Genomic DNA, 17,729 nt, shown 5'->3' with positions numbered 1-17,729 from the left:
TGCACCGGGTGCTCAGTGGATCAGCATCCCGCCGTTGACATCCAGGGTAATGCCCGTCAGGTAGCTGGACAGGTCGCTGGCCAGGAACAAGGCCGCGTTGGCGACATCGCGCGCCTCACCCAGGCGGCCCAGCGGGATGCCTTCGATGATGGCGTGACGGCGCTCATCCTGCATGAGGCCACCGGTGATGTCCGTGTGAATCAGGCCTGGCGTGATCGAGTTGACGCGAATATTGTCCGGCCCCAGTTCACGGGCCATCGCCTTGCCCAGACCGAGCACGCCAGCCTTCGCCGCGCTGTAGTGGGGGCCACCGAAGATGCCGCCACCGCGTTGGGCAGACACCGACGACATGCAGATGATGCTGCCGGCGCGTTGCGCCCGCATGGTCGGGATCACCGCCTGGGACATCAACAATGTGCCACGCAGGTTCACGTTGAGAATCCGGTCATAGTCAGCCCCGGTGATTTCCAGGGTTTTCACCGGTTGAGTGATACCGGCGTTGTTTACCAGCACGTCGATCCGACCGAATTGCGCGAGTACCTGGGCGATGGCATCACGTACCTGTGCTTCATCGGCAACGTTGGCAGCCAGGCCAAGATGGCCTTCGCCAAGTGAAGCGGCAGCTTCGGCTGCGGCAGTCGCGTCCAGGTCCAGGATGGCGACTTTGGCGCCTTGGTCGGCAAACGCCTGGGCGGTTGCCCGGCCGATACCTCGGGCAGAGGCCGCGCCGGTGATCACGGCACATTTTCCTGTTAACAGCATCGAAGTTGCTCCAGATGATTATTGTTGTGAGCGACGGTTCCGGCAGAACCGATAGGCACAGCTTCGTCCCGGACAGCCCCCCGAGCAACGCTGCCTCTTTCACCCGGTGCTGAAAAAAATTCAGCCCTCGACTTGTGCCTGGGGCTTACAGGAAGGTAAAAGCCTTGGTATCGCTGCGCATCCTTCAGGAATGGCCATGAGCCTGGACAACCTTCGAAAACTTCCTCAGCTCCCTTCCCTGAAAGCAATTCAGGCCTTCGAGCAAGTTGCGCGTTTCGCCAACGTTGCACGTGCCGCTGAGCAGTTGAACCTCACACCCTCTGCGGTGAGCCACCAGATTGCCAACCTGGAAGCCTTGATCGGTCGCCCATTGTTCATTCGCGAGGCACGTGGTGTTACGCTGACCCCGGCAGGCGAGCAGTACCTGCGCGAGGTGTCGGGCATATTGCAGAGCCTGGCTACTGCCACCGAGCGCGCTGGCAACTCGGTGGGCTTCGATTGCCTGCGGCTTCATTCCGCGCCTAGCTTCGGCCTGCTCTGGTTGCTGCCGCGCCTGGACCATTTTCGTAACAGTCACCCGCAAATCCAGATCAACCTGTCGTGCTCCTACGAGTCGCTGCACTTCGGCCGCCATCAGATCGACCTGGATATCCGTCATGGTTACCCCAACTGGCCCAGCCTGGAAGTGCGCACCATCCGGCATGAACGTGCAACGGTGCTGGCCTCGCCACAGCTTCTAGCGCGTACACCTGTCAGGCAACCCAGCGACCTGCTGGGGCAGAACCTGATCCTGTCGGAAGCCGCGTTGGTGCAATGGCCCCAGTGGTTCGCCCAGCAAGGTGTGGCGTTGCCACAAACCCCTTATGCACTGAGCTTCGATCGCTCCTACATGAGCCTGGAGGCCGCCAGCCACGGGTATGGGCTGGCCTTGGAGAGTTCCCTGCTGGCGCAGGACTATATCGCCCGAGGCGAGTTGGTACCGGTATTTGCAGAAGACCTGGCGACGCCCGTCAGTGCCCACCACCTGGTCTTTCCTCGAGGCCATGCTGAAACCCGCAGGGTTCGACAATTCCTTGAATGGGTGCAGGGCCAGCTAGGCCACGATTTCAATTACTGAGCGCAGTCCGCACGACAGACTGTTGGAGGCACCAAGGGATACAGGCACCGCGAAGCACCATTGAATGGTGTTGCTTAAAAGGTCTCAAGTAGTTCGAAATATGACTTGGACGGTCTTGGTGGGTGGCGCATAGCATTGCAGCCACTGGAGTTCACAACCGACTCCCTCATCAGGAAAATGCACATGAACCTCAAATCCCTTATCGCCAACCCGCTGGGCTTCGGTACCGCCCCACTGGGCAACATGTTCCGCAATGTGCCTGAAGACGAAGTGCAGGCTACCGTCGATGCCGCCTGGAACAACGGCGTGCGCTACTTCGACAGCGCGCCGTTCTATGGTGCCGGCCTCTCCGAAAGCCGCCTGGGCAATGCCCTGGCCGGTCGCCCGCGTGACGAATATGTGCTCAGCACCAAGGTCGGCCGCATCATCCTCGACGAACTGGAAGACCCGGCGGCCCGTGAACTGGGCGAGAAGAGCGGCCTGTTCGAGCACGGCAACCGCAACCGCATCGTCAACGACTACAGCGCTGACGCCACCCTGCGCTCCATCGAAGACAGCCTGCGCCGGCTGAAGACCGACCGCCTGGACATTGTCTGGATCCACGACATCGCCCAGGACTTCTACGGTGACGAATGGCTGAGCCAGTTCGAAGTTGCCCGCACTGGTGCGTTTCGCGTGCTCTCTCGGTTGCGTGAGGAAGGCGTGATCAAGGCCTGGGGCCTGGGTGTGAACCGCGTCGAGCCGATCGAACTGACCCTCGACCTGGACGAGCCGCGCCCCGACGGCTTCCTGCTCGCCGGGCGCTACTCGCTGCTGGACCATGATCGCGCACTGCAACGCGTCATGCCGCAAGCGGTGGAGCAGGGTGTCGGCATTGTCGTGGGTGGCCCGTACAGCTCGGGTGTCACCGCCGGCGGCGAGCACTTCGAGTACCAGAAAGCCACCCAGGCGGTGCTGGCCAAGCTCGAGCGCATCCGTGCTGTGGCCCGTGCCCATGGTGTGGATGTGAAGGCGGCCGCCCTGCAGTTCGCCCTGGCCCACCCGGCCGTGGTCTCGGTGATCCCGGGCTCCACCCGCCCTGCGCACGCCAACGAAGACCTTGCCGCCCTGAGCAAGGTGATCCCGATGGCGTTCTGGAACGACCTGCGCCAGCAAGGGCTGATCAACGCCCAGGCCCCGGTACCTGCTGTTTAAAGCGATCTTGCAGGGCCGCATTGCGGTCCTGACTACCCGAATCAATGGGGCCACGCCCCGAGGAGAATCACCATGGCAACTGCACAAGCTTCCATCACCCTGGCAACCGATGCCAACCGCGTCTGGCAACTGATTGGCGGTTTCGACGCGCTGCCCGACTGGCTGCCGTTCATCCCCGAAAGCACCCTGAGCGAAGGCGGCCGCGTCCGCACCCTCAAGAGCGTGGCCGGTGACACCATCATCGAGCGCCTGCTGGACTTCAACGAAGCGGGCCGCAGCTACAGCTACACCATTCTCAGCGGCCCGGCGCCAGTACGTGACTACCAGTCGACCCTGCGTGTGGTGGCTGAAGGTAGCGGATCTCGCGTGGAATGGTCCGGTTCGTTCGTGCCGGTGGGAATCAGCGACGCTGAAGCAACTGCGCTGTTCGCGGGGATCTATGAAGATGGCCTGGCGGCGCTGAAGAAAGGGCTGGAAGGCTAAGCGGTTTCCTGGAAGAGCTTGCCCGGCGACAGTGTCAGGATCCGAATCCTGAGACGTCGCTGGGGTCCGGCTATCAAGTCAGCAGAAGTCTGATAGCACCAGAAGTCATCAGTAGAAAGTGTCACGGGAAAAGCCCTACAGATCTATCGGAAGTTTCGCTGCCCGCTCCGGGTTGTACATCTTCAGGGTATCGCTACCATCATGGCTCGGCGCTTCCAGGGAGATTCCAGTGACTATTTCCGGGCCCTTGGGGTCACTCAATAGCAATCTGTGCTCGGCCCTGTTGGTTCTGTTGTGTCTATTGGGCGTATTCCCGCTGGATGTGATCCTGCCATCATTCCCAGCGCTCGCAGAAGAGTTTCAGGTCGAGCCACAGCAGATAGCCTACTCGGTAAGCTTCTTTGCGTTTGGTGTCGCCTTGGCGCAGATAGTGATCGGGCCATTGTCGGATGGCATAGGACGCAAGCGGTTATTGCTCGCTGGGCTGGGTGTGTCCATTGCAGGGGCGGTGGGTTGTGTATCTTCAACCCGCTATGAGACGTTCATGGCGTTCCGTTTGCTGCAGGCTCTGGGGTGCGGAAGTTTCGTGCTGGGCCAGGCGCTTGTGCAGGATCTGTACAGCGGTAAGCAGCGCAATGCCATGCGGATCCTGCTGACCAGCGCTAGTGGGTTGTTCATCTCGTTGTCACCGGTTGCAGGCGCTTTTCTCCAACAGTCCTTTGGCTGGAAGGGCAGCTTTACGCTATTCGCTTTCATAGCCGTGATGGTTTCATGCCTGTCCTGTGTACTGCTGCAGGACACGCCTGTATCCCGAGGTTGTACTTCAGGCATGCGCAGCTATTGGATCATGCTGCGTGATACGACCTATCTTTCGAACTCCCTGCTGTCCAGCCTCGCTTTCGCCTGCCATTTTTCCTTCATCGTTGTTGCGCCATTGGCGTTGATGGACAGCCTGGGGCTGACGCCATATGAATTCTCGGTGGTATTTATCGCCTATGGGCTTGCGTATATCGCTGGCGGAGCAACCGCGACCTACTTGAACAATCGCGTAACCCCGCAGGTTCAGATCAAGACGGGATTCCTGCTTATTGCTGTCGGGGGCATCACACTGGTGATCTGGGAACAGGTCGCAGGATTGACGGTGGCGGGGCTTCTGCTGCCGATGATCATCTGCACGACCGGGACAACGCTGGTGCGTCCGGCTGCAACGACCCAGGCTTTGGCGCGTTACCCCCAGCAGGCCGGTGCGGCAGCGTCGCTCAACACGACCTTGCTGTTCGCAGGTGGTGGTTTGGCTGGCAGCCTGGTTGCTGGCCTGGAAAGCGCGTTGCCGATGAGCCTGGGGCTGCTGTTCCTGGGTGCCAGCTTGTGCGGATGGCTACTGCTTGCATGCCTGACGGAAACGCTGACCAGCACTCGAACTTGATAGTAAACGAGCCCTTCTCGGTGAAAGCGATTATGGCGTAGCTGAGGTGTTGATCAGGCGCCGCCACGCCAAGCCTCACCGCAATCGAGCAGCTACCCAGCGACAACACACTTCGCTCCAGCCTGGCGCAGGACGCACCCAACGCTGGTTGCCGTGCGGCGCCCCACTTTGATCGGCGCGTGCCCATCGCATAGGCGATTGCCATCAGGTTCTCATCAAGATTTGGAGAGTCACGATCGGACCGCATTGCGGCGGGCAAGTGTTCGACAGTGCGGCCATGAAGGAAAGGAATCAACAGTGACGGTCGAACCGTGGTGTCAAAGTGCTGAACTCCGTCGCTTTGAGTTGGGCGCGCTGTGCTCGGAACAGTCATGAATAGCCTGAGCGTTGACGGTTTTCTGCAGAATGATCAGGCCCACAACCCGAACAGAACCAACGCAGCTACGCCGAGCCCGAGCGCAACCGAACAACCGCCCAGCGACAACGCCGCCCGACCTTGCCGATACCAGCCATCATGGCCAAGCTGCCGTGCCGGTGCCAGCAGGCTGCGCCAATGCAATTCCGTCTCGTGAAACGCCTGCAAGTTCGCCGGGTCCGCATCCAGCCAGCGGCGGAAGTCGATACGCTCGCACGCGGTCACCTGTGGGCTTTGCAAACGCACGTACCATTGCCCGGCCACACTCGCCAGTACATCCCGGCGCGAGCGGCCGACCTGCAGTGCCTGGTCCATGTTCCGCTCGATACTGGCCAATGGCAGGTCCAGGCGGGCAGCGATGGCGGCGAAGTCCAGCTGGTCGAGACGGCTGAGCAGGAACACTTGCTGTACGCGCCGTGGCAGCCGCTTAAGGGCATGCAGCAGGGCATCGTCGGCCTCGTGTTCGGCACCAGTGATTGGAAGCCCATGGGGCAGCAGCAAACGGGCCATGGACAGCTCCTTGCTTTAAATGGGGGAGGGGTGGGGGCATCTTCCGTGATGCGTGATCAGCGTAGGTGAAACGAGATTGATTCTCAAGTGCTGATTCCGCAAAGTTTTGTAATGAGCGTTCACGCTCTGAAACACTTTTGCTATCATGCGCGCCATTACGATCTTCATTAGCCTGAAGAGCCAAAAAAAAGACCCAGCAAAAGCTGGGTCAAAAACCGTGATTAGCCTGATGAGGAGATAATCTGAGAGCGACCTAAGCTCCAGGTTATCCAGCAGATCTTGCGATCAGCTGAGTGCAATAATAATCGTTATCATTTGCCAGTCAAATGAATTTTCGCTAATCCGGTAAAAAAGTTTTACCGGTGCGCTTCCTTGTCCCGGCAATCGGGGCCTTTGCCGTTACCTGGCCATCACGTTCTCTCCCTTCTTTTCGTATCTACAAACCCGTTTCCCCGGTGCGTTTGTGCTCCAGCAGTGCGCGGGCCATGTCCATCATGTGCATCAAGGCGAAGGTCAGCTCGCGCTGGCTGCCCTGCTGGTGGGTGGCGGTTTCCTGCGCGGTGGCGGCGGCGCAGCGCAGCAGGGCGATGGCGTGTTCCCGGGCCTGGTCGGTGGTTACGCCCTCGTGCAGGGTCCAGATCCTGTTCTCCAGGGTAGGGCGCGGCGGGTTGGGGTTGAGGTAGTAGTCGAGGGCGCGGCGGGCGGCTTCGCTGTCGAGATCTGTTTCGTCGTTTTTCGGTGGTTTCATCGCGATACCTTCTGTTTTCCCTTCAAACACAGAGGAATCAGAGGATAGGTCAGTCTGTACTATCTATCTCAAAATAAATAATTCAGATTGTGTATTGCTGCGAGTAATACAGTCCGTATTGTTGCCCCTCATGGAAAACTGGAACGCATTTCTCAAGCGCTACAAGCGCGAACACAATCTCAGCCAGCTCAAGCTGGCCGAGCGCCTGGGCATGACTCAGGGGGGCGTGGGGCACTGGCTGCGTGGTACGCGGCGGCCGACGCTGGAAACCATCAACGAAAAGCTCGAAAAACTTGGGCTGGTGTTTCTGGAAGCCCAAGTCATGGTGGTGGAGCGCGATATCGTGCGCGAATCGCCTGGTCACTATGCGGCCGAGCAGCCGGTTTCGGCAGAAGCACTGCTTTACGCGAGCTTCCGCTTCCCGGTGCTGAGTTGGGCTGACTTGCAGGGGACCTTGCCAGAAACAAGCAAGGCCCACGAGCAGACTGACTACATGCCCGCCGGAAATGCGTTCTGGCTGGTGGTGGAAAACGACTCGATGAATGCCACCAGCGGCAGGAGCATACCTGAGGGTATGCGTGTGTTGGTGGATACTGGCCTGCCGGCAGAGCCAGGGCGGTTGGTTATTGCGCGACAGCCCGGGCGGCCGGCAGTGTTGCGGCAGTTGGTCGAGGAGGGCGGAGACAGGATGCTCAAACCGCTGAATACGCGCTATCCGACAGTCCTGTGTGAAGACGGCTGCGAGTTTCTGGGAGTGGTCGTGCGGGGGCATGAGGTCTTCTAGCTTGCCGGGGGCTGCTGTGCAGCCCTTTCGCGACACAAGGGGATCGCGCCGGGTTTGATGCCAAGCGCGGACCCTTGTAGGAGCGGCCTTGTGTCGCGAAGGGCCGCAAAGCGGCCCCCGGTACCCTTATTCCGCCAGTTCGACCAGCACCGTCCCTTCGCTGACCATATCCCCTTCCTGACAGAACAACGCCTTCACCGTGCCGCCATGCGGCGCGCGAATGCTGTGTTCCATCTTCATGGCCTCCAGCACCACCAGCGGCGTACCCGCTTCCACCACCTGCCCCGGTTCAACCAGCACGCGCACAATGCTGCCGTTCATGGGCGCGCCCAGGCCGCCCTGGTGGCTGTGGCTGGCCTCGGCCTCGGCAATCGGGTCGAAGGCTTCGATGGCGTGCATCTCGCCGTCCCAGTGCAAGTACAGCGTGCCACCGCGGCGGATCGCCAGATGCTGGCGACGCACGCCCGCCTGGTCATGCACCAACTGCTCGCCCACCAGTTGCCAGGTAGACGCAGCGCTGCGCTCCAGGGCAACCGCCTGGTCCTGCCCGCCACTGATCAGGTGCAGGCTGCTGCGCGCCGGCAGGCCCAGGCGCAGGCCGTTGCGTTCGGCCCACGGCGAACTGCGGTCGTCGTCTCGCTGGTGTGCGGCCTGGCCCTGCAACCAGGCCTCGGCCGCGGCTTCCCAGAAGCCTGCCGGCAGCGCTTGAGGCGCGGGCAGCAAAACCTCCTGATGACGCGGAATGAACCCGGTATCCAGCTCCGCTGCAGCAAACGCCGGGTGGGCGAGAATGCGACGCAGGAAGGCAATGTTGGTCTTCAACCCGCCAATGGCAAACTCGTCGAGCATGGCCAGCAAGCGCAGGCGCGCCTGCTCGCGGTCTTCACCCCAGGCGATCAGCTTGCCCAGCATCGGGTCGTAGAACGGCGACACCACATCACCTTCGCTGACCCCGCTGTCCACCCGGCGGCCTTCGCCGGCTGCCGACTCGCGGTACAGCGTCAGCGTGCCGGTCGCGGGCAGGAATTCGTTGGCCGGGTCCTCGGCATACAGGCGCACTTCGATGGCGTGACCGATCAGCGGCACCTGTTCCTGGGTGATCGGCAGGGCCTCGCCGCAGGCCACACGAATCTGCCAGGCCACCAGGTCGAGACCGGTAATGGCCTCGGTGACCGGGTGCTCCACCTGCAGCCGGGTGTTCATCTCCATGAAGAAGAATTCGCCACGGGCATCGAGCAGGAATTCCACGGTGCCGGCGCCCACGTAGCCGATAGCCTGGGCCGCGCGTACTGCCGCCTCACCCATGGCCCGGCGCAATTCTGCTGACAGGCCTGGCGCAGGGGCTTCTTCCACCACCTTCTGGTGACGGCGCTGGATCGAACAGTCACGCTCGTTGAGGTACAGGCAGTTGCCGTGCTGGTCGGCGAATACCTGGATTTCCACGTGGCGCGGCTTGAGCACGTACTTTTCCACCAGCATGCGCGCATCGCCGAACGATGACTGAGCCTCACGCTGGGCCGAGGCCAGGGCATCGGCCAGCTGGCTTTCTTCCTCGACCACTTTCATGCCCTTGCCACCGCCGCCGGCGCTGGCCTTGAGCAGTACCGGGTAGCCAATACGTTCGGCGGCGGTGCGGAAGGTGTCCAGGTCCTGGGCTTCGCCGTGGTAACCCGGCACCAGCGGCACGCCAGCGGCTTCCATCAGCGCCTTGGCCGCCGACTTGCTGCCCATGGCGTCGATGGCGCTGGCCGGTGGGCCGAGGAAGATCAGCCCGGCCTCTTCGATGGCGCGGGCAAAGCCTGCGTTCTCGGACAGGAAGCCATAACCCGGATGGATGGCCTGGGCGCCGCTGGCCTTGGCGGCGGCCAGCAGCTTGTCGACCAGCAGGTAGCTGTCGGCGGCCTTGGTGCCGCCGAGGTCGACACGGATATCCGCTTCGCGGCTGTGCCGGGCGTCACGGTCGGTGGCGCTGTGCACGGCGACAGTGGTCAGGCCCATGGCCTTGGCAGTGCGCATAACCCGGCAGGCGATTTCGCCGCGGTTGGCAACCAGCAGGGTGGTCAAAGCGGGGCGGCTCATGGGCGCGGCTCCTTCTTGTCGTCGGTTTGCCAGGCGGGGCGACGTTTTTCCAGGAAGGCGCGCAGGCCCTCCTGGCCTTCGGCGCTGACGCGGATACGGGCAATGGTATTTTCGCAGTAGCGGCGCAGGGCCGGGCTGAGTTCGCCGTCGTCCACTTCGCGCAGCAGGTCCTTGGTGGCGCGCAGTGCTTGCGGGCTGTTCTGCAGCAGGTTGGTCACCCAGGCTTCGACCTGGGCGTCCAGTTCGCTGGCCGGGTACACCTCGGCCAGCAGGCCCAGTTCGCGGGCCCGCACGCCGCTGAAACGCTCGGCAGTAAGGGCATAGCGGCGTGCGGCGCGCTCACCGATGGCCTTGACCACGAACGGGCTGATCACTGCCGGGGCCAGGCCGATGCGCACTTCCGACAGGCACAGCTGGGCGTCCTCGGCACCGATGGCCATGTCGCAGCAGCTGATCAGGCCCAGCGCGCCGCCAAAGGCCGCGCCTTGCACCACGGCCAGGGTCGGCGCCTTGAGGCGGTGCAGGGCGTACATCAGCTCGCCCAGCTCGCGGGCATCATCCAGGTTGGTGTTGAAGTCCAGCTGCGCCGACTGCTGCATCCAGGCCAGGTCGGCGCCGGCGCTGAAGTGTCGGCCACGGCCGCGCAACAGCACAAAGCGCAGGCTGGCGTCCTCGGCCAGCTGGTCGAGGGCGACGATCAGTTCGCGGATCATCTGCGCGTTGAAGGCGTTGTTCTTGTCCTCGCGGCTCAGCCACAGGGTGGCGAAACCGCGCGGGTCGCGGATCACTTCGAGGGTGCTGAAATCGCTCATGGTCACATCCGGAAAATGCCGAAGCGGCTTTGTTCGATCGGTGCGTTCAGCGCGGCAGACAACGCCAGGCCGAGCACGTCGCGGGTCTGTGCCGGGTCGATGACACCGTCGTCCCACAGGCGGGCGCTGGAATAGTAGGGGTGGCCCTGGTGCTCGTACTGGTCGAGGATCGGCTGTTTGAGCCGGGCTTCGTCGTCGGCACTGAACGGCTGGCCACTGCGCTCGCTTTGCTCGCGCTTGACCTGGGCCAGCACGCCGGCGGCCTGTTCGGCGCCCATCACGCCAATCCGCGCGTTGGGCCACATCCACAGGAAGCGCGGGTCGTAGGCCCGGCCGCACATGCCATAGTTGCCGGCACCGAAGCTGCCTCCGATGATCACCGTGAACTTCGGCACCTGGGCGCAGGCCACGGCGGTGACCAGCTTGGCGCCGTGCTTGGCGATGCCGCCTTCTTCGTACTTTTTACCGACCATGAAACCGGTGATGTTCTGCAGGAACAGCAGCGGGATGCCGCGCTGGCAGGCCAGCTCGATGAAGTGCGCACCCTTTTGCGCGGCCTCGGCGAACAGGATGCCGTTGTTGGCCAGGATCGCCACCGGGTAGCCGTGCAGGTGGGCGAAGCCACACACCAGAGTGGTACCGAACAGCGCCTTGAATTCATCGAATACCGAGCCGTCGACCAGGCGCGCGATCACCTCGCGCACGTCGAACGGTTGCTTGGCATCGGCCGGCACCACGCCGTACAGCTCGTCGGCGGCGTACAGGGGGGCAACCGGGGCCTGGCGCTGCAACTTGCCCAGCTTGTGCCAGTTGAGGTTGGCCACGCTGCGCCGGGCCAGGGCCAGGGCGTGTTCGTCGTTGTCGGCATAGTGGTCGGCCACGCCGCTGGTGCGGCAGTGCACATCGGCGCCGCCGAGCTCTTCGGCGCTCACCACTTCACCGGTGGCAGCCTTTACCAGTGGCGGGCCGGCGAGGAAGATGGTCGCTTGCTGTCGCACCATGATCGCTTCGTCGGCCATCGCCGGCACGTAGGCACCGCCGGCGGTGCACGAGCCCATCACCACGGCGATCTGCGGGATGCCCAGGGCGCTCATGTTGGCCTGGTTGAAGAAGATCCGCCCGAAGTGCTCGCGGTCGGGGAACACTTCGTCCTGGCGGGGCAGGTTGGCGCCACCGGAGTCTACCAGGTAGATGCACGGCAGGCGGTTCTGCAGGGCGATGGTCTGCGCACGCAGGTGCTTCTTCACCGTCAGCGGGTAGTAGGAACCGCCTTTGACCGTGGCGTCGTTGGCCACGATCATGCATTCCACGCCTTCGACGCGGCCGATGCCGGCGATCACGCCTGCGGCGGGCACGTCTTCGCCATATACCTCATGGGCGGCCAGCTGGCCGATTTCGAGGAACGGCGAGCCGGGGTCCAGCAAGCGGTCGATACGCTCGCGTGGCAGCAGCTTGCCACGTGAAGTGTGCCGCACCTGGGCCTTGGGCCCGCCGCCCTGGGCCACCTGGGCGAGCAGGCCGCGCAGGGCCTGGACCTGTTCGAGCATGGCCGCGCTGTTGCCGGCGAACTCCGCCGAACGCGGGTTGATCTGGGTGTGCAAGGTAGCCATGTGCGCCCGTCCCCTGTGCTCAGCGGGTTTCGTTGAACAGTTCGCGACCGATCAGCATCCGGCGGATTTCGCTGGTGCCGGCACCGATCTCGTACAGCTTGGCGTCGCGCAGCAGGCGGCCGGCCGGGAATTCGTTGATATAACCATTGCCGCCGAGAATCTGGATCGCCTCCAGGGCCATTTGCGTGGCGCGTTCGGCGGTGTACAGGATCACCCCGGCGGCGTCCTTGCGGGTGGTCTCGCCACGGTCGCAGGCCTGGGCCACGGCATACAGGTAGGCGCGGCTGGCGTTGAGCTGGGTGTACATATCGGCGATCTTGCCCTGGATCAGCTGGAATTCGCCGATGCTCTGGCCGAACTGCTTGCGGTCGTGGATGTAGGGCACCACCAGGTCCATGCAGCTTTGCATGATGCCGGTCGGGCCGCCCGACAGCACCACGCGCTCGTAGTCCAGGCCGCTCATCAGCACGCGCACGCCACCGTTGAGCTGGCCGAGGATGTTTTCTTCCGGCACTTCGACGCCGTCGAAGAACAGCTCGCAGGTGTTGGAGCCACGCATGCCCAGCTTGTCGAACTTGTTGCTGCGGCTGAAGCCTTTCCAGTCACGCTCGACGATGAACGCGGTAATGCCGTGCGCGCCCTTGTCCAGGTCGGTCTTGGCGTAGATCACGTAGGTGTTGGCGTCGGGGCCGTTGGTGATCCAGGTCTTGCTGCCGTTGAGCACGTAGTGGTCGCCGCGCTTTTCCGCGCGCAGTTTCATCGATACCACGTCGGAACCGGCGTTGGGCTCGCTCATGGCCAGGGCGCCGATGTGCTCGCCGCTGATCAGCTTGGGCAGGTACTTGAGCTTCTGCTCGTGGTTGCCATTGCGGTTGATCTGGTTGACGCAGAGGTTGGAGTGGGCGCCATAGGACAACGCCACCGAGGCCGAGCCACGGCTGATTTCTTCCATCGACACCACGTGCGCCAGGTAGCCCAGGCCGGCGCCGCCGTATTCTTCTGGTACGGTGATGCCCAGCAGGCCCATGTCGCCGAACTTGCGCCACATGTCGGCGGGGAACAGGTTGTCGTGGTCGATTTGCGCGGCGCGCGGGGCCAGTTCGGCGGCGACGAAGGTGCGCACCTGGTCGCGGAGCATGTCGATGGTTTCGCCCAGGGCGAAGTTCAGGGTGGGGTAATGCATGCTGGGGCACCTTGTTGTTCTTGGAATATGGGAAACACCCATGGTTCATGGATCTGGCGCCGGACCCTGTGGGAGCGGGCGTGCCCGCGAATGCGTCAGCAGGACCACCGTCATTGCCTGAGTGATCGCATTCGCGGGCACGCCCGCTCCCACAGGGTTCGGCGTCAAGCCTGAGGGGTGTCGTTTTCACCTTTACGTTAACGTAAACCTGCAGGCGGCCACTGTCAATCGACTCATCACCTTTACGTAAACGTAAATCTGCGCCAGAGTATTCCCCGCTTGCTTCAGTCGTGCCCAGAACAACCACAAGAAGGGACACCCATGAGTCAACCAAGCTATACCCGCGGTCGTCAGGACCAAGCCTTGCTGACCCAGACTATCGGCCAGGCCTTCGACGCTACCGTGGCCCGTTGTGCCGATGGCGAGGCCCTGGTGTCGCGCCACCAGGGCCTGCGTTACAGCTGGCGGCAGCTGGCCGAACAGGTCGAGGTGCATGCCCGTGCCTTGATGGCCCTGGGCGTGAATACAGGTGACAGGGTGGGCATCTGGTCACCCAACTGCGCCCAGTGGTGCATCCTGCAGCTGGCCAGCGCCAAGGTCGGTGCCATCCTGGTCAACATCAACCCGGCCTATCGCGTGGGCGAGCTGGAATACGTGTTGCGCCAGTCTGGCTGCCGTTGGCTGGTGTGTGCCGATGCCTTCAAGACGTCCGACTACCACGCCATGGTCCAGGAACTGGCACCGGAGCTGGCCAGTGCCACCCCGGGCGAAATGGCCAGTGCACGGCTGCCCGAGCTGCGCGGTGTGGTCAGCCTGGCCGCCAACCCGCCGGCAGGCTTCCTGCCTTGGCAAGCGCTGGCCGGGCGGGCAGGGCAGACCTCGACCGCGGCCTATGCGGCACGCCAGCAGAGCCTGCAGTTCGACCAGCCGGTAAACATCCAGTACACCTCCGGCACCACCGGCGCGCCGAAGGGCGCCACGCTCAGCCACTACAACATTCTCAACAACGGCTTCATGGTCGGCGAAAGCCTGGGCCTGAGCGCAGCTGACCGCATGGTGATCCCGGTGCCGCTGTACCACTGCTTCGGCATGGTCATGGCCAACCTCGGCTGCATCACCCATGGCAGCACCATGATCTACCCCAACGACGCCTTCGACGCCGAGCTCACCCTGCGCGCCGTGGCCGAAGAGCGCGCCAGCATTCTCTATGGCGTGCCGACCATGTTTATTGCCATGCTCGACCACCCTTTGCGAGCACACGTGGATCTGTCCACCTTGCGCAGCGGCATCATGGCCGGCGCCACCTGTCCGATCGAGGTGATGCGCCGGGTCATCGACCAGCTGCACATGGCCGAAGTGCAGATTGCCTACGGCATGACCGAGACCAGCCCGGTATCGCTGCAGACCGGCCCGGACGACGACCTGGAGCTGCGTGTGACCAGCGTTGGCCGTACCCAACCGCAACTGGAGAACAAGGTCGTGGACGCCGACGGCTGCATCGTCCCGCGCGGGCAGATCGGCGAGCTATGCACCCGTGGCTACAGCGTGATGCTCGGCTACTGGGACAACCCGCAGGCCACGGCGGAGGCCATCGACCCGGCCGGCTGGATGCATTCGGGCGACCTGGCGATGATGGACGAGCAGGGCTATGTGCGCATCGTCGGGCGCAACAAGGACATGATCATTCGCGGTGGCGAGAACATCTACCCGCGTGAGCTGGAGGAGTTCTTCTACACCCACCCGGCGGTGGCTGATGCGCAGGTGATCGGCATTCCGTGCAGCCGGTATGGCGAAGAGATCGTCGCCTGGATCAAGCTGCATCCGGGGCACAGCGCCACGGTCGAGGAGTTGCAGGCGTGGTGCAAGGCGCGCATCGCGCATTTCAAGGTGCCGCGGCATATCCGTTTCGTCGACGAGTTCCCGATGACGGTGACCGGCAAGGTGCAGAAGTTCCGCATGCGCGAGATCAGTGTGGCGGAGATCTCGGCGGTTACTGCTGGTTGATGCGTTGGCTGCTCCGGCCCTTTCGCGGGCACGCCCGCTCCCACAGGTACTTCACTGCCCTGGGGCACTGTGAAATACCTGTGGGAGCGGGCGTGCCCGCGAAGAGGCCGGCCCTGTCAGCACAAGATCCTGGTCTACCCTTAACCCTTCACCGGTGGCTCCTGGCTTGGTGGGTCACCCACCGTCGGCGGCACGGTCGGCTTGATCGGCAGCTCGTCCGGGTCCTCTTCCGGCACCGGTGGCGGCAGGCTCGGGTCGTCGATGTTGGGATCGGGCGTCTCCGGTGGAATGGGAATGTTCATGGCCTGACCTCGCGTGGGTAATTGAAGAGGTGCTGCAGGCTTCGACACCTGGCAGCTGCCGTTCGCTCAATTTTTTTGAACCCCCGCGCCTGCGCATGGCTCTGAACCCTTACTGCCACCAGCCCAAGGGAGCAAGGCCTGATGTCTCTGAAAGAGCCCTTCGAAAGCGTGCCCATGGCCAATGACCACCCGGACCAGGTCATCAGCCTGTCCCAGGCCCTGCTGGCGCCGCGCATTGTCATCGAAGACACCCAGCCGGTGCTCGAAGGCGGCGCATTCGCGGCCAAGGCCATCAGCAACCAGCCGGTTGCGGTCAGCAGCAAGGTATTCAGCGACGGCCACGACCGCATGGCGGTGATGCTGAACTGGCGCCAGGCCGGCAGCCGGCGCATTCATTGCGTGCCGATGACCCCGGCGGGCAACGACCTGTGGCTGGCCGAGTTAATACCCACCGAAATCGGCCCGCACCTGTTCAGCATCGAGGCCTGGATCGACCCCTTTGCCACCTATTGCCACGACCTGGAGATAAAAGTACCAGGCCGGCGTCGACATCAGGCTCGAGCTCGAAGAAGGGCGCCTGCTGCTTGGCAAGGGTATCGAGCTGAGCGGCGGTGCCTTGCGCGACCAGTTGCGAGCGCTCGCCGACCGGCTGCCGAGTCTCACTGAAGACGACCAGGTCGCCTTGTTCCTGGGGGCCGAGACCACACGGCTGATGGCCGAAGCCGAGCACCGCAGCTACCTGACCCGCAGCATCGAGTACCCGTTGGATGTGGATCGCCCGGCCGCGCAGTTCGCCAGCTGGTACGAGCTGTTCCCGCGCTCTTGCACCGACAGCCCCGAGCGCCACGGCACCTTCAATGATGTGCACCAACGCTTGCCGATGATCCGCGACATGGGCTTCGATGTGCTGTATTTCCCGCCCATCCACCCGATTGGCACCAAGCACCGCAAGGGCCGCAACAATTCCCTGCAGGCCCAGCCCGGCGACCCCGGCAGCCCGTATGCCATCGGCAGTCCGGAGGGCGGCCATGACGCCATTCACCCGCAGCTGGGCAGCCGGGAAGATTTTCGCCGTCTGGTCTCGGCAGCCGCCCAGCACGGCCTGGAAATCGCCCTGGACTTCGCCATCCAGTGCTCCCAGGATCACCCGTGGCTGCAGGAACACCCTGGCTGGTTCAGCTGGCGCCCGGATGGCACCATCCGCTACGCCGAAAACCCGCCGAAGAAGTACCAGGACATCGTCAACGTCGACTTCTATGCCCCCGATGCGGTGCCAGGCCTGTGGCTGGCCTTGCGCGACGTGATCATCGGCTGGGTCGAGGAGGGGGTGAAGACCTTCCGCGTCGATAACCCGCACACCAAGCCACTGCCGTTCTGGCAATGGCTGATCGCCAATGTGCGCAGCCACTACCCGGACGTGATCTTCCTCGCCGAGGCGTTCACCAAGCCGGCGATGATGGCGCGCCTGGGCAAGGTCGGCTACGCGCAGAGCTACACCTATTTCACCTGGCGCAATACCAAGCAAGAGTTGCGCGAGTACTTCGAACAACTCAACCAGCCGCCCTGGAGCCAATGCTACCGGCCCAACTTCTTCGTCAACACGCCGGACATCAACCCATTCTTCCTGCAGCATTCCGGGCGCGCCGGCTTTCTTGTCCGGGCCGCCCTGGCAACCATGGGGTCGGGCTTGTGGGGCATGTATTCGGGCTTCGAACTGTGCGAGGCGGCGGCTTTGCCGGGCAAGGAGGAGTACCTGGACTCGGAGAAGTACGAGATCCGCCCGCGCGATTACACCCAGCCGGGCAACATCATTGCCGAGATCGCCCAGCTCAACCGCATTCGCCGGCAGAACCCGGCACTGCAGACTCACCTGGGCGTGGCGTTCTTCAACTGCTGGAACGACAACATCCTGTACTTCGCCAAGCGCACGCCCGAGCGCGACAACTACATTCTGGTGGCAGTCAGCCTCGACCCGCATAACGCCCAGGAGGCGCATTTCGAGCTGCCGCTGTGGGAGCTTGGGCTTGACGACAACGCCGAAACCCATGGCGAGGATTTGATGAACGGCCACCGCTGGTCGTGGTACGGCAAGACCCAATGGATGCGCATCGAACCCTGGCACCTGCCGTTCGGTATCTGGCGTATCGAAAAGGCCCGTTAGGGCTTGAGAACCGGGGGGCCGCTTTGCGGCCCATCGCCGGCAAGCCAGCTCCCACAGGGGCTGGCGTCTGTTGTGAGTTTGCATACCCATTACAGGCCTGGTGCTGCCTGTGATACCTGCACAAAACCTGTGGGAGCTG

The 17,729-nt window shown here is 63.1% G+C and carries 14 protein-coding genes and 1 pseudogene; 7 read left to right on the top strand and 8 right to left on the bottom strand.

The features are described 5' to 3' along the window. Positions 1 to 12: 12 nt before the first annotated feature. Positions 13 to 762 (bottom strand): SDR family NAD(P)-dependent oxidoreductase, encoded by a 750-nt coding sequence (locus QIY50_01615; GenBank protein WGV21022.1) that lies wholly within the window; start codon positions 760 to 762, stop codon positions 13 to 15. Between the two features lie 196 nt (positions 763 to 958). On the opposite strand from QIY50_01615, the gene QIY50_01610 reads away from it, so the two are divergent. From QIY50_01610 to QIY50_01595, 4 genes are all read left to right on the top strand, one after another. Further along, complete coding sequence (locus tag QIY50_01610) at positions 959 to 1,879, top strand: LysR substrate-binding domain-containing protein (GenBank protein WGV21021.1); 921 nt, start codon at positions 959 to 961, stop codon at positions 1,877 to 1,879. 183 nt (positions 1,880 to 2,062) lie between these two features. After that, entirely contained in the window at positions 2,063 to 3,073 is a 1,011-nt protein-coding gene (locus tag QIY50_01605; GenBank protein WGV21020.1) for an aldo/keto reductase, read from the top strand. A gap of 72 nt (positions 3,074 to 3,145) precedes the next feature. Further along, a complete protein-coding gene (locus QIY50_01600) occupies positions 3,146 to 3,556 on the top strand; it encodes an SRPBCC family protein (GenBank protein ID WGV21019.1) in 411 nt (136 codons plus the stop codon). A 235-nt stretch (positions 3,557 to 3,791) separates the two neighbouring features. Then, positions 3,792 to 4,982 carry a Bcr/CflA family efflux MFS transporter gene (locus tag QIY50_01595; protein WGV23136.1) on the top strand — a complete coding sequence of 397 codons (1,191 nt, stop codon included), beginning with the start codon at positions 3,792 to 3,794 and terminating at the stop codon, positions 4,980 to 4,982. 409 nt (positions 4,983 to 5,391) lie between these two features. Here the strand turns inward: QIY50_01595 and QIY50_01590 are convergent, their stop codons facing one another. Both QIY50_01590 and QIY50_01585 read right to left on the bottom strand, forming a co-directional pair. Beyond that, entirely contained in the window at positions 5,392 to 5,907 is a 516-nt protein-coding gene (locus QIY50_01590) for a DUF4880 domain-containing protein (GenBank protein WGV21018.1), read from the bottom strand. A 436-nt stretch (positions 5,908 to 6,343) separates the two neighbouring features. Beyond that, on the bottom strand, positions 6,344 to 6,655 hold the full coding sequence (locus QIY50_01585) for a hypothetical protein (GenBank protein ID WGV21017.1): 312 nt from the start codon (positions 6,653 to 6,655) through the stop codon (positions 6,344 to 6,346). 130 nt (positions 6,656 to 6,785) lie between these two features. On the opposite strand from QIY50_01585, the gene QIY50_01580 reads away from it, so the two are divergent. Continuing rightward, the gene (locus QIY50_01580) at positions 6,786 to 7,439 is read left to right on the top strand and encodes a S24 family peptidase (GenBank protein WGV21016.1); all 654 of its coding nucleotides are present in this window, start codon (positions 6,786 to 6,788) and stop codon (positions 7,437 to 7,439) included. A gap of 126 nt (positions 7,440 to 7,565) precedes the next feature. Here the strand turns inward: QIY50_01580 and QIY50_01575 are convergent, their stop codons facing one another. The 4 genes from QIY50_01575 to QIY50_01560 are packed head-to-tail and all read right to left on the bottom strand — an operon-like array spanning position 7,566 to position 13,123. Beyond that, positions 7,566 to 9,518, bottom strand: coding sequence for an acetyl/propionyl/methylcrotonyl-CoA carboxylase subunit alpha (locus QIY50_01575; protein WGV21015.1), 1,953 nt, complete (start codon positions 9,516 to 9,518; stop codon positions 7,566 to 7,568). Continuing rightward, entirely contained in the window at positions 9,515 to 10,330 is an 816-nt protein-coding gene (locus QIY50_01570) for a gamma-carboxygeranoyl-CoA hydratase (GenBank protein WGV21014.1), read from the bottom strand. The genes QIY50_01575 and QIY50_01570 overlap by 4 nt, the downstream gene beginning before the upstream one ends. Positions 10,331 to 10,332: 2 nt before the next feature. Beyond that, the gene (locus QIY50_01565; GenBank protein WGV21013.1) at positions 10,333 to 11,940 is read right to left on the bottom strand and encodes a carboxyl transferase domain-containing protein; all 1,608 of its coding nucleotides are present in this window, start codon (positions 11,938 to 11,940) and stop codon (positions 10,333 to 10,335) included. Between the two features lie 19 nt (positions 11,941 to 11,959). Continuing rightward, entirely contained in the window at positions 11,960 to 13,123 is a 1,164-nt protein-coding gene (locus tag QIY50_01560; protein WGV21012.1) for an isovaleryl-CoA dehydrogenase, read from the bottom strand. Positions 13,124 to 13,444: 321 nt separating this feature from the next. Between QIY50_01560 and QIY50_01555 the strand changes: the two genes are divergently transcribed. Then, positions 13,445 to 15,127: an AMP-binding protein gene (locus QIY50_01555; GenBank protein ID WGV21011.1), complete on the top strand. Its 1,683-nt coding sequence runs from the start codon at positions 13,445 to 13,447 to the stop codon at positions 15,125 to 15,127. A 140-nt stretch (positions 15,128 to 15,267) separates the two neighbouring features. Here the strand turns inward: QIY50_01555 and QIY50_01550 are convergent, their stop codons facing one another. After that, on the bottom strand, positions 15,268 to 15,429 hold the full coding sequence (locus QIY50_01550; GenBank protein ID WGV21010.1) for a hypothetical protein: 162 nt from the start codon (positions 15,427 to 15,429) through the stop codon (positions 15,268 to 15,270). 141 nt (positions 15,430 to 15,570) lie between these two features. Between QIY50_01550 and QIY50_01545 the strand changes: the two are divergent. Beyond that, positions 15,571 to 17,590, top strand: a pseudogene (locus QIY50_01545) (alpha-1,4-glucan--maltose-1-phosphate maltosyltransferase). The last annotated feature ends 139 nt before the right edge of the window (positions 17,591 to 17,729 follow it).

This window comes from Pseudomonas putida (assembly GCA_029953615.1).
GTDB lineage: Bacteria > Pseudomonadota > Gammaproteobacteria > Pseudomonadales > Pseudomonadaceae > Aquipseudomonas.
This window is presented reverse-complemented; position numbering and strand designations above follow the sequence as displayed.